The organism is Protofrankia sp. CiP1_Cm_nod2 (genome assembly GCF_920664355.1).
Taxonomy (GTDB): Bacteria; Actinomycetota; Actinomycetes; order Frankiales; family Frankiaceae; genus Protofrankia.
In genome coordinates this window covers 2,314-13,486 of the sequence record NZ_CAKKTL010000106.1, presented here as the reverse complement: position 1 = coordinate 13,486, position 11,173 = coordinate 2,314, and the positions used below count along the sequence as shown (strand labels likewise).

Below are 11,173 nucleotides of genomic sequence, written 5' to 3'. Positions count from 1 at the left end.
ATCGGGTCAGGGGCCGGGCATCGGGCTGTCCGCGAGGCGGAGGCGGTAGCCCACACCGCGGACGCTCTCGATCAGCCGGGGTTTCCCCGCCTTCCCCGTATCCCCCAGGCGGCCGCGCAGCCGGCGGATGTGCACGGCGAGCGTGTTCGTCTCGTGGCTGCTCGTGCCCCAGACACGCTCGAGCAGCGTCTGGTGGGTGACCACGGATCCGGCCTGCTCCAGCAGGATCCGCAGGAGCCTGAACTCCCGCGGCGGCAGCCGCACCGGGATGCCGTCCACCCACACGTCGTAGGCGGCGAGGTTCAGGGTGATCGCTCCGGCTCGCAGCACCGTGGGCCAGGCCCGCTCCAGGTCGCTCCCCCGCATGGACCGGGCCAGGGCCAGGACCTCGTTGACCCGGTAGGGCTTGGCGACGCAGGCACTCGCGCCGGCCGCGAGCCCCGCCGCCGCCTGCCGCCGGTCCTGCGGGCCGACCCCGAGCAGGATCGGCATGTCGTCCCGGGTACGGACGGTCCGTACGACCGTCACCCCGTCCACGATCGGCAGCCGGGCGGAGATCAGCAGCACCGCTGGCGCGAGACGGCCGATCTCCAGCAGCGCCCGGGCACCGTCGGGGACGACGCTGACCCCCATGCCCTCGTCGGCGAGGGCGGTGAGCAGTTCGGTGTCCGCGGCGGCGTCGGCGACCAGCAGTGTCGGGCCCGGCGGCGCTGCTGAGCCCGACGTCACCGGTACCGACAGCAGACCAGGCGCCAGCGGGCCCGGCACCGGCACCGGCACCGGTGGACGCGGCGGGCCGGCCGCCGTGGGCTCGTCGACCGCACGGCACCGCTCCACCGGCACGGACTCGTCATCAGCTGGCCGCACAGGACGCATCCAAGGGATCGTGACGGCTCCACAACGGCCCGCGGAGTGGCCCGCGGCCACGACAGGGCTTGCGGAGTGGCCTGTGGCCACGACAGGGCTTGCGGAGTGGCCTGTGGCCACGACAGGGCTTGCGGAGTGGCCCGCGGCCACGACAGGGCTTACGGACACGACGGGGACCGGCTCAGCCGAAGCGTCCGGTGATGTACTCCTCCGTACGCTTCTCCGTCGGATTGGAGAAGATCTTCTCGGTCCGGTCCATCTCCACCAGCCGGCCGGGGTCGCCGGTCCGGTCCAGGGTGAAGAACGCCGTGGTGTCGCTGACCCGGGCGGCCTGCTGCATGTTGTGGGTCACGATGACGATCGTGTAGCTGGACTTGAGTTTGGTGATCAGATCCTCGATGGCCAGGGTGGAGATGGGGTCGAGGGCGGAGCACGGCTCGTCCATGAGCAGCACCTGCGGTTCGACGGCGATGGCCCGGGCGATGCACAGGCGCTGCTGCTGGCCGCCGGACAGGCCCGCGCCGGGCCGGCCGAGCCGGTCCTTGACCTCCTCCCACAGGTTAGCGCCGCGCAGCGACTCCTCGGCCCGTTCGTCGAGCAGCGACTTCTTGCGGGTGCCGTTGAGCTTCAGCCCGGCGACGACGTTGTCGTAGATGGACATCGTCGGGAAGGGGTTCGGCCGCTGGAAGACCATCCCGACGGCGCGGCGCACGTTCACCGGGTCGACCCCCGGCCCGTAGAGGTCCTCGCCGTCGAGGAGCACCCGGCCCTCGACCCGGGCCGCGGGCAGCACCTCGTGCATGCGGTTGAGCGTGCGCAGCACCGTGGACTTGCCGCAGCCGGACGGCCCGATGAACGCGGTGACGCTCTTCGGCTCGATGCTGAAGTGGATGTCGGAGACGGCCCTGAACTTTCCGTAGTAGGCGGTCAGCCCGGAGACATCGATACGGGTGGCCATGGGTTACCTCGGCTTCTCGCGCTTCGGTCGTTCGACGGACGGCATGGACGGCGTGGACGGCGTGGACGGCGTGGACGGCGTGGACGGGGCAGGAGAGGAAAGCATCACCGGACCCTGGCCAGCCGGGCGATCAGTCGCGCGGCCGCGTTGAGCAGCATCACCAGGACGATGAGCGTCAGCGCGGCACCCCAGGCCCGGTCGATGGCGACCTGTTGCGGCTGGCCGGCCTGCGAGTAGATGTACAGCGGCAGCGCCGACTGCGGGCCGGAGAACGGGTTGAAGTTGATGGAGTCGGTCCCGAAGATGGTCAGCAGCAGCGGCGCGGTCTCACCGGCGACCCTGGCCACCGCGAGCATCACCCCGGTGACGATCCCCGGCAGCGCGGTCGGGAGCACGACCTTGACGATCGTCCGCCACCGGCTGACACCGAGCGCGTAGCTGGCCTCCCGAAGATCGTTCGGGACGAGCTTGAGCATCTCCTCGGCGGAGCGCACCACAACGGGGATCATCAGGATCGTCAGGGCGAGCGCGCCGGCGAAACCGGTTGGCTTCTGCTCGAGCGCGAGGATGTAGAACGCCAGGATGAACAGACCGGCGATGACGGAGGGCAGGCCGGTCAGCACGTCCACGAAGAAACTGATGGTCCGGCTGATCCGGCCCCGGCCGTACTCGACCAGGTAGATCGCTACCAGCAGGCTGAACGGAACGGCGAGAAGGCTGGCCAGGGCGATCTGTTCCAGGGTCCCGATCAGGGCGTGGTAGATGCCGCCGCCGGCGTCCCGCGCCCCGATGTTCCGCATGGAGTGGGTGAGGAAATTGACGTCGACGCGTTGCGCGCCCTTGGAGATCACGCTCGCCAACACCGCGACCAGCGGGATGACCGCGAGCAGGAAGGCGAGGTACACCAGGGTGGTGACGCCACGGTCGGTGGCCCGCCGGGAGCCCTCGACGGCGATCGACGCCACGGTCTGGCCGATCAGGTAGAGCGCCCCGGCGATCAGCACGAACTGGATCCGGCTCGTTATCGGGGCCAGCACGTACAGCACGACGGTGGCGGCGACGGCACCGGCGCCGATCGCGGGGAACACCGCCCGCGGCAGCCGTCGGCCGACCAGATGCAGGCCACCGGGGGCGGCGGCCATGGCGGCAGTCGATGTACTCATGCGGCGGCACCTGAGAATTCACGTCGGCGGGCGATGATGGCCCGGGCGATCATATTGACGATCATAGTGACGACGAACAGGACGAGACCGGAGGCGATGAGCGCTCCGCGACCGACGCTGTTGGCCTCGGCAAAGCCGTTCGCCACGTTCGCGGCGATGGTGTTGCCGGCCGGCGACAGGATCTGCCAGGAGATGCCGAAGGACGCGGGCAGTACCAGGGCGACCGCGATCGTCTCCCCCATCGCGCGCCCGAGCCCGAGCATCGACGCGCTGATGACTCCCGGCCGGCCGTACGGGAGCACCGCCGTGCGGATCATTTCCCACCGGGTCGCGCCGAGAGCGAGAGCGGCCTCCCGGTGCGCGATCGGCACCTGGAGGAAGACCTCCCGGGAGAGGGCTGCGACGATCGGCAGGATCATGATGGCCAGGACGACCGACGCGACGAAGATCGAACGTCCGACAACGCTGTTGTCGGTGGCGAACAGCGGAATCCAGCCGAAATAGTCGGTGAGGAACTTCTGGACGCCCTCCATGCGCGGGACGAGCACGATCAGGCCCCACAGCCCGAAGATGACGCTGGGGACGGCGGCGAGCAGGTCCACGACGAACGCCAGCGGGGCCGCGAACCGGCGAGGCGCGTACACCGTGATGAACAGTGCGATGCCGACCGCCACCGGCACGGCGATGGCCATTGCTATGACGGCCGTGAGCAGCGTGCCGAACAGCAGGGCCGCGACTCCGAAGACCGGCGGCGAGCCGTTCGGGAACCACTCCGTGGTAGTCAGGAAGTTGCCGGTGTTGGCGCTGAGGGCGTCCGTCGCCTCCAGCACCAGAAAGGCCGCGATCGCGGCGATGAGCGCGAGAAGGCCGAGACCGGCCGACCGGGTCAGGTTTTTGAACAGGGCGTCCATGGGTCTGGCCCGGGCGCCGTCGCTGCTGTTGGTGGGCTCCGCCGTGGCCACGGCGGCGTCGTTCCCCGGCGAGCCTTTCCGGGGGCCGTCCGGCTCACTGCTCATCATGCCTCTCAACAGGTTGTGTCAGGCAGTGTGCCCGCCCGCCCGCCTCACGCGGCGGGCGGGCGGGCACAGCGATGGATCGTCCGGTCAGGACTTGTGGGTACCGGATCGCCGTTTCAGAATCATGAAATTGTCGCTACGGCCGAGCGCACCCTCGCTGCAAGCCCACTCGGGAGCGGAGCGTAACCGAGGTTGGCGATAGCGGCCTGACCGTCCGCGGAGGAGGTGTAGGTCAGGAAGGACTTCACCAGCGCGGCCTGGTCCGCGGGCAGGCCCTTGGTGCAGGTGATCTCGTAGGTGACCAGGTAGATCGGGTACGCGCCGGATGTCGCCGCGGCGTAGTCGAAGGTCAGTTTCAGGTCGTTGCCTTCGGCGATCTTGGCTGTGCCCAGGCCCTTGGACGCGGCGTCCGTGCTGACCGTGACGTACTCACCGGCACCATTTTTGATCTTTGCTGTCGACAGGGCGGCGTTCTCCGCGTAGGACAGCTCGACGTAGCCGATGGCGCCGGTGGTCGACTTGACGGTCTGGGTCACCCCGTCGCTGCCCTTGGAGCCCTGGCCGCCCTGGGCCTTCCAGTCGGAGCCGGACCCGTGCGTCCAGTCGGCCTTGGCGACGCCGTCGAGGTACTTGGTGAAGTTGTCCGTGGTGCCCGAGCCGTCGGAGCGGTGCACCGAGACGACCGCCTTGTCCGGCAGGGAGGCCCCGGGGTTGTCAGCCGCGATCACGGGGTCGTTCCACCTGGTGACCGCACCAGAATAGATCTTCGCCAGCGTCGGGGCACTGAGCTGCAGGTCCTTCACCTCGGCGAGGTTGTAGATCACGGCTACCGGGCCGGCGACCATGGGCAGGTCGACGAGCTGGCCGCCGGTGCAGCGCTTGGCCGCGTTGGCCGCCTGGTCATCCTTGATCGACGAATCCGAACCCGCGAACGCCGTCTGGCCGTCGACGAACGCCTGCCTGCCCGCGGCGGAGCCGACCGACTGGTAGTTGATCGACGAACTGGCACACGCCTGCTGGTATTTCTTCACCCACTCGTCTATCGCGTTCTTCTGCGCCGAGGAGCCCGACGCGGTGATCGACCCTGTCGCGCAGGAGATCGCGGACGTGGTGCTGCCGCCTCCCGGCGTCGCCACCTCCTCGTTGTCGGAACCGCAGGCGGCCACCCCCAGCACCGCCGACATCGCAAGGCCCACGACCGCGACCTGACGCTTCCTTATGTTCACAAAGCGACCCTTCGACTTCAGCGCAACAGCGCTGCTCCGTCCGCCCCCGGACCGGGGTGCCGGCGAGAATCGAAGCGATTCAGAATGAACGAAAGATGAATGGGAGCGGACGCGAAACGGACGCTGATCAGAACACATCCGGGATCGGGCGAAGCGGCCGCGCAGGTCGCGGCGGGTGGGCCCCGGCCGCCGCGACACGCCCGCGCCACGGCAAACCGGTAGCCCGGCGGCATGGGCCTCCCCTGGCCCACCGGCGTCCGCTGTTCGTGTCCGCTGTTCGCGCCGACGACCGTCGGCGCCCGCCGGGCGAAGCCGCGAAAATGTCGCGGCCAGCGGCGCGGACGGTGGTCAGCCCCGACGGCGGGGCTGGGCGTCGGGACGTTCCGTGATGCGTCCGGCCGGCTACGCCGGGGCCGCGGAACACGCCGGGCAGTGTGTCCGCGAGCCTATCCGCGCCACTGGGAACGCCGGGGGACCTCTCCCCCGGTACGCCCCCCGGCATGCTCCCCAGGGTGTGGAGCAGCGGGGCCACGCTGGCTGTTCGCGCTCTCGACGTCGATGACATGGGCAACATTGGTGACACGCAGCAACCGAGTGATCTCCTCGCTGGGGCTGCGCAGAATGAGACGACCGCCGACGGAACGCTGGCGCTGATGCGCAAAAAGAATCACGGCGAGGCCCTGCGAGTCCATGAAGCTGACCTCGGCGAGGTCCACGATGATGTCCCTGGCCCCGGCGATCCGCGCGTCCAGCAGCGCTTCGCGCAGAGGTTCCAGCGAAGAGTAGTCAACGTCACCGATGGGACGGACGACCATGGCCTGCCGGCCACTCACCTCGACACGAACGCTGGGATACATGGCTCCCGGACCGACCGGACGTCCCCAGCGGCACGGGAGCTGGCCGGTGCGCTCCCACGTCGCTGCCCGCCCCTGATCGGGCGTGACACCCCCGGCTCTACCCCGAACCGCGAAAATCCACACTGTCTCCTTGCGCACAACCACGGCCCCTTGCGGGCAACCGCCATGAACAACCGTGGCTCCCCGCGGCCGACCGTGACCGGCTCGGTGACCTGCCCAGCGAGCCGCCCAACGCGACCCGCCCCTCGTGACGGGGCCACTGGCGACAGATGGGCTCCCGACAGGCGAATATATCAGCACAAAAACAGACAAGCCAGTAAAACTCCCCGTCTAACGGGATGGATCCGGCAACCATCACCAACGACGCTGGTCACATGACCAACGCAGCAGCACAGTCCCGATCAGGGAACGACCGAGTGTCCACCCTCGTCAGCCGGGCCGACGGCGCTCAGATCAGCATCGGCGTCCAGCCCGGTACCGGTATCGGGCCGGCGACGATCCTGCTCCGTGTCCGGTCGCCGCTGCCCGGTACCGACCACGCCACGTACCTGGCTGCGCAGGAGGCCCACCGCCTTGCCGCGGCCCTCACCGCCGCCGCGTGTGCCGCCCGCGAGCCCGGCGACCAGCCACGGGCGGCAAGCAACGACCCGCCACGCCCACGCCCGGACAGCCCCGCGTCACCCGAGCACGCCGTCACGATCTGCGAAGGGACCACCGTTTTCGATCTTTCCTGGCTGCTCGGCAGGCTGCCCGCCCACGCCCGTCTCGTTGACTTCGCCAGCGACACCGACGTCGTTCTGATCTTCAGCGTGGACGGCGCGGACGAGGCCGCCGGCCACGGGTGAGCACGACGGTCCGCGCCGACCAGCCGTCAGGTACGCACACGCCGCGTTTCAAGGTCGGCGCGGCTGTCGCACCAGTAGGGGCCTTCGTCCTCCACCACGTCAGTCATGATCACATGATGACGACCGACGTGTCCCGCCGACAGCAGGCAGGTGAGGCCCTCGGCGCGGCACCCAGGCGCGGTGACCGTCGCGGGTGTGCTCCAGACCAGCCACGCCTCCTGATTCCCCCAGCCCTGGAGAACGGCCATGTGCCTGTCCGGATGCCCGCTCTCCAGGGCGCACGTGACCTCGTCCGGCACTTCGTACGCCGCTCCCGGGAGGCCCTCGAACCGGCAGACGACCTCCTCGGGCACGCGCTGCCACGCGCCACAGGCACCATCGTCGATGGAGACACCCATCGTCGTTCCCTCCTGTGTGTCTCTGGGCCGCTCCGCTGCGGCCCAGTTACCAGGCCGAGTTACCAACGGCACGGATCAGTTGTCGCGAACAGTCCCGTGCCGGGGCGGCCAAAGCCCGCTCGGCCGACAAGCCCGATACAAGCACGCACAGCCCGAGCCTCGTACACCGGGTTAAAACTTTCCGTTTTGTCTTAACTTCATAGCGTAGTTGATCGCGAAAATCGACACCACCGGATCCGGTCACGGTGTGCCGATCACGGTGTATCGGTCATGGACGGCCCGCCCAGCACGGTCACTGACAGCCTGGCGTGCACCGCCGCGCCCGCGAGCGCGGCAGCCACCCCGGCGGTCGTGGCAACGATGACCAGTGCGCCTTCTTCCGTGCCGGGAGCGCGTTGCGCCGTTTCCCCGGCCCCGGGAAGCGCGAGAACGACGACGTCGGAGGCAACCACCTCCGCGCGCGGGACCTGCGCGTGCGGGGCCAGCGCCGATGGCGTCACCGGCCCCTCGGCGGCGGGCCCGGCACGATCCGTGGGGCGGCCCGCGGGCTGGTCCACAGCTGTCGTCCCATCCCACGGCTGCGACAGCGGCATGCCACCGACGTCGGTGGCGGCTGCCAGTACGTTCACATGATCGCCGACACGCAGGAACAGGACCGAGCCGGCGTCGGTGATACGCACCGGCGCGGCCACCAGGCCAGCCGCCGCCTGCCTCCGTGTGATCAGCCCGGGGCCGAGGACGCGCGCATCGGTGATCGGTTCGCCCTGTCGAACCGCAGCCGTCAGCGTGCGTCCGACCACATCCCGCGGGCTGCGTACGGCGCCAGCCGGTACAACGTCCGTCGGCAACGACGCCGTCCGGACGTCGGTCGCCGCCATGATGGCCCCACCCGCCAGATCAGCGGCCGCGACCACCACCGGCGTCGGGGACGGCGGCCGTGCCGGACGCACCGCCGCGACGGCGAAAAGCATGGCCGAAGCGGCGAGAACAGCCGCCAGCACCCGACGTCGTGCGCCGACCGCGATCCGCCAGGCGCGCCTGTATCCAGGACGGACCGCCTGGCGTCCGACGAGCGACATCATGACCTCCGCGATCATCGTCCGACAGAACGAAGATCACGTTAGTCGTCCGGCGAACCGGCGTCATCGCTCGGCCGCGCGCTGTGGACAACTCGCGGCGGAGCGCCATCCAGCGTCATAACCTGTGGATAGCGACTCGCGACCGGAGCGCCGCGACACCCGAGGACGTGCGTGGCAGCAGCCGGCCCTCAGGCCGCGGCGGTACCCGAAGCGGACGATCCCGACGACGACGAACTGGTAGACGCCGACGAGCTGCTGGAGGCCGATGAGCCGGTGGAGGCCGACGAGCTGGACGCGCTCGACGAGCCCTCCGCCGAGCCGCTGGCGGCGGCACCAGCGCCCACTGTCTCCTTGCTCGACGTACCAACACCGGCATCCTTGCCGGTCTTGTCCTTCGCTCTGTCCCGGGCGCCACCGCCACTACCGGACCGGCTGTCGGTCTTGTAGAAACCGGAGCCCTTGAACACGACCCCGACCGAACTGAACACCCGGCGCAGTCTGCCGCTACAGGTGGGGCACTCGGTCAGCGCCGCGTCATGGAAACTCTGCACAACCTCGAGGTCACGATCGCATGCGGTGCAGCGGTACTCGTAGCGCGGCACGGACTCCTCCCCGGAGTTAGCACTCGACTTCGACGACTGCTAACTCTAACCCGAGACGCGCCCCGCGCGTTCCAAGAGCACCCCGAGAGCCGCGAACAGCCCGGCGCCCTACTCTCCGGACACCCCCCTCCAGGTCTCTCCAGGTCTCTCCAGGTCAGCCCGCGGGCCCCCGTCCACAGAGCATGATCTTTCGGCCTTCGCTCCGCGGAGTGACACTCCGAAGTGACACAGCGGACATCACGCACCCCAAAGCATCACTGTGAGCATTGACTCTGCATGCCATCGACCGTCTCGCAACGCAACGTGACTCTCGGCGTGACAACGACATGAACGGCGACGTCATGCGCCTCGGTGGGAACACGATCAACCAGTTCGTTGTCGTGCACGACAGCCACGAACAGGGCGTCCGGCCTCGCCCGCCGCAACGCCCGGTCATAGGACCCCCCGCCACGACCGAGCCGGCGGCCGTGCGCGTCGACCGCCAGCGCCGGGACAATGATCACATCCGCCTGGTCGAGATCGAAGACGGCCGCACCGAGAGGCGGCTCGCGGGTACCGAACGCGCCGGCGATCAGCGCGCCCGTGTACTCCCGGAAATCCAGATCGAGATCGGGCCGCATGGACGGCAGCAGCACCCGTATCCCCCTCTCCCTGAGCCGTCCGAGCAGACGGCCGGTCTCGGGCTCGCCGGGCAGACTCGCGTAGGCCGCGACCCAGCGGGCCGAGGCGACCTCCGGGAGATCGAGGATCCGCCGAGCCGTCGTCGCGGCGCCGTTCGTCTCGGCCGCCCCCGCGACGACAGGGTGGTCCGTACCAGCGAGCCGGCCCGCTCGCGCCGCGAGCAGGCGTGCGCGCAGCGACGTCTTGGTCCCGTCCTCGCGCACGTCAGCGGACGTCCCGTTCGATGTGGTGCGGAGGGCGCTCGGCACGCAACCGCTCGAGGTCGGCATCCAGTTCCCCCTCCGACCAGCCCTGGTCGTCACCCCAACCGATGTCACGGTCGTCGTCGGACCGTTCCTCGTCCCACACGAGCGCTCCTCCTGCCTGCTGGAAGCGTCCGGCAGCCCCGTCCGGCCCACCTGGCTCGTCCGGCGTCGGTCGGTCTTCCCCCTGAACCCGTATGCCCCGCTCCGGGGGTGTCGTACCAGTCACTTCTCGGTCCGCGGGGGCTCGTCGGCCGGGGGGGCCGGGTCCTGGACACGCTCGATTCCCCGTGCGATAGCGCCCACGACCGTGTCCAGCGCGTCGCGCACGCCTGCCGAGTATGCCTTGGCTTCCGCCCCTGACCTGGGCATTCCCTGCTCTGCCACGAACTCGGGCCCGACATCGATCGCCGCCCGCAGGGCGCGGCGGTAACGGAGCACCGAGATCGGGGGCTCCCCATTCGGGTCTTGATCATATGCTTCGTCTCGGTCGAGCATCGCTCGAACGCCGGCACGACGGGCCACCGGTGTCACCATCGACGTCCTCCCAAAATATTTGCTGTTTAGCAAAACAAACCATAGCGGTAACCTTGACAGTTAGCAAAGAGGCTACGATGTTCCGCGTGGACGACGGTGAGCGTTTGGTTGGCATCGGGGACATAGCGTTCCAGCTGAAGATCACGCGCCAGGCGGTTGACTACTGGACGCGCAAAGACCCGCAGTTCCCTCCCCCCCTGCAGATCGTCAACGCGCCGACCGAGGGCTCCAAAGGGACCAGGGTCTGGCGCAAGCGCGACATCGACGCGTGGATCGTCGAGTACTACCGACGGCGAAAGATCTGACCGGCCGAGGCCGATGCGATCGTCGCTCTTCGCGGGCCGCCAGACAAGCCGGCGGACGGGGAGCGCACGGCCCGGAACCCCCCGGCGGGGATCCCGGGCAACACCGTGTGACAGATGATCGGCCTACCCGCATCAGCGGGCTTCCGACACTCGAGCACACAACCGCAGCGGATCCGGCCGAGCACTGTCCGACGGATACTCCGGGGCTCTTCCGCCCGCCGGGCCCGGGCCCTCCCGACGGCGAACGCCCGCCTCCAGGCCACGCAGGACGACCGCCGGGGACAACGGTCCCGGACAGCAGTCCCACCGGAGGCACCGCCCCGGCCGGATGCCGCACCGTACCGACAGATGCCCTCTTCAGCGGCCCCTCCTCAGCGGCCCCTCCTCAGCGGCCCTG

Annotated in this window: 14 protein-coding genes; 3 read left to right on the top strand and 11 right to left on the bottom strand. The window is 69.4% G+C overall.

The annotated features are described in order from the left end of the window. Positions 1-6: 6 nt before the first annotated feature. The 6 genes from NBW84_RS13380 to NBW84_RS13355 form a co-directional block, all read right to left on the bottom strand. Positions 7-744 carry a winged helix-turn-helix transcriptional regulator gene (locus NBW84_RS13380; protein ID WP_250285030.1) on the bottom strand — a complete coding sequence of 246 codons (738 nt, stop codon included), beginning with the start codon at positions 742-744 and terminating at the stop codon, positions 7-9. A 304-nt stretch (positions 745-1,048) separates the two neighbouring features. After that, complete coding sequence (pstB, locus tag NBW84_RS13375; RefSeq protein WP_250285021.1) at positions 1,049-1,825, bottom strand: phosphate ABC transporter ATP-binding protein PstB; 777 nt, start codon at positions 1,823-1,825, stop codon at positions 1,049-1,051. A 104-nt stretch (positions 1,826-1,929) separates the two neighbouring features. Further along, positions 1,930-2,988, bottom strand: a complete 1,059-nt coding sequence (pstA, locus tag NBW84_RS13370) for a phosphate ABC transporter permease PstA (RefSeq protein ID WP_250285020.1) — start codon at positions 2,986-2,988, stop codon at positions 1,930-1,932. After that, positions 2,985-4,004 carry a phosphate ABC transporter permease subunit PstC gene (pstC, locus tag NBW84_RS13365; RefSeq protein ID WP_250285028.1) on the bottom strand — a complete coding sequence of 340 codons (1,020 nt, stop codon included), beginning with the start codon at positions 4,002-4,004 and terminating at the stop codon, positions 2,985-2,987. Before pstC ends, pstA begins: the two co-directional genes overlap by 4 nt. 122 nt (positions 4,005-4,126) lie before the next feature. After that, entirely contained in the window at positions 4,127-5,230 is a 1,104-nt protein-coding gene (gene pstS, locus NBW84_RS13360) for a phosphate ABC transporter substrate-binding protein PstS (RefSeq protein WP_250285019.1), read from the bottom strand. A gap of 446 nt (positions 5,231-5,676) precedes the next feature. Continuing rightward, positions 5,677-6,087, bottom strand: a complete 411-nt coding sequence (locus tag NBW84_RS13355; protein ID WP_250285018.1) for an STAS domain-containing protein — start codon at positions 6,085-6,087, stop codon at positions 5,677-5,679. Between the two features lie 416 nt (positions 6,088-6,503). On the opposite strand from NBW84_RS13355, the gene NBW84_RS13350 reads away from it, so the two are divergent. Further along, positions 6,504-6,932, top strand: a complete 429-nt coding sequence (locus tag NBW84_RS13350; protein WP_250285016.1) for a hypothetical protein — start codon at positions 6,504-6,506, stop codon at positions 6,930-6,932. Between the two features lie 26 nt (positions 6,933-6,958). On the opposite strand, the gene NBW84_RS13345 is transcribed toward NBW84_RS13350, so the two are convergent. Continuing rightward, the gene (locus NBW84_RS13345; protein WP_250285014.1) at positions 6,959-7,330 is read right to left on the bottom strand and encodes a hypothetical protein; all 372 of its coding nucleotides are present in this window, start codon (positions 7,328-7,330) and stop codon (positions 6,959-6,961) included. Between the two features lie 254 nt (positions 7,331-7,584). After that, positions 7,585-8,412: an SAF domain-containing protein gene (locus tag NBW84_RS13340; protein WP_250285012.1), complete on the bottom strand. Its 828-nt coding sequence runs from the start codon at positions 8,410-8,412 to the stop codon at positions 7,585-7,587. 168 nt (positions 8,413-8,580) lie between these two features. Here NBW84_RS13340 and NBW84_RS13335 point away from each other — a divergent pair, with 168 nt between their 5' ends. Further along, on the top strand, positions 8,581-8,856 hold the full coding sequence (locus tag NBW84_RS13335; RefSeq protein ID WP_250285032.1) for a hypothetical protein: 276 nt from the start codon (positions 8,581-8,583) through the stop codon (positions 8,854-8,856). A gap of 409 nt (positions 8,857-9,265) precedes the next feature. Here NBW84_RS13335 and NBW84_RS13325 read toward each other — a convergent pair whose 3' ends face one another. From NBW84_RS13325 to NBW84_RS13315, 3 genes are all read right to left on the bottom strand, one after another. After that, on the bottom strand, positions 9,266-9,895 hold the full coding sequence (locus tag NBW84_RS13325; protein WP_250285010.1) for a 5-formyltetrahydrofolate cyclo-ligase: 630 nt from the start codon (positions 9,893-9,895) through the stop codon (positions 9,266-9,268). Position 9,896: 1 nt separating this feature from the next. Continuing rightward, on the bottom strand, positions 9,897-10,040 hold the full coding sequence (locus NBW84_RS13320; RefSeq protein ID WP_250285008.1) for a hypothetical protein: 144 nt from the start codon (positions 10,038-10,040) through the stop codon (positions 9,897-9,899). A gap of 119 nt (positions 10,041-10,159) precedes the next feature. Then, the gene (locus NBW84_RS13315; RefSeq protein WP_250285007.1) at positions 10,160-10,471 is read right to left on the bottom strand and encodes a hypothetical protein; all 312 of its coding nucleotides are present in this window, start codon (positions 10,469-10,471) and stop codon (positions 10,160-10,162) included. A 77-nt stretch (positions 10,472-10,548) separates the two neighbouring features. On the opposite strand from NBW84_RS13315, the gene NBW84_RS13310 reads away from it, so the two are divergent. Continuing rightward, a complete protein-coding gene (locus tag NBW84_RS13310; RefSeq protein ID WP_250285005.1) occupies positions 10,549-10,776 on the top strand; it encodes a helix-turn-helix transcriptional regulator in 228 nt (75 codons plus the stop codon). The last annotated feature ends 397 nt before the right edge of the window (positions 10,777-11,173 follow it).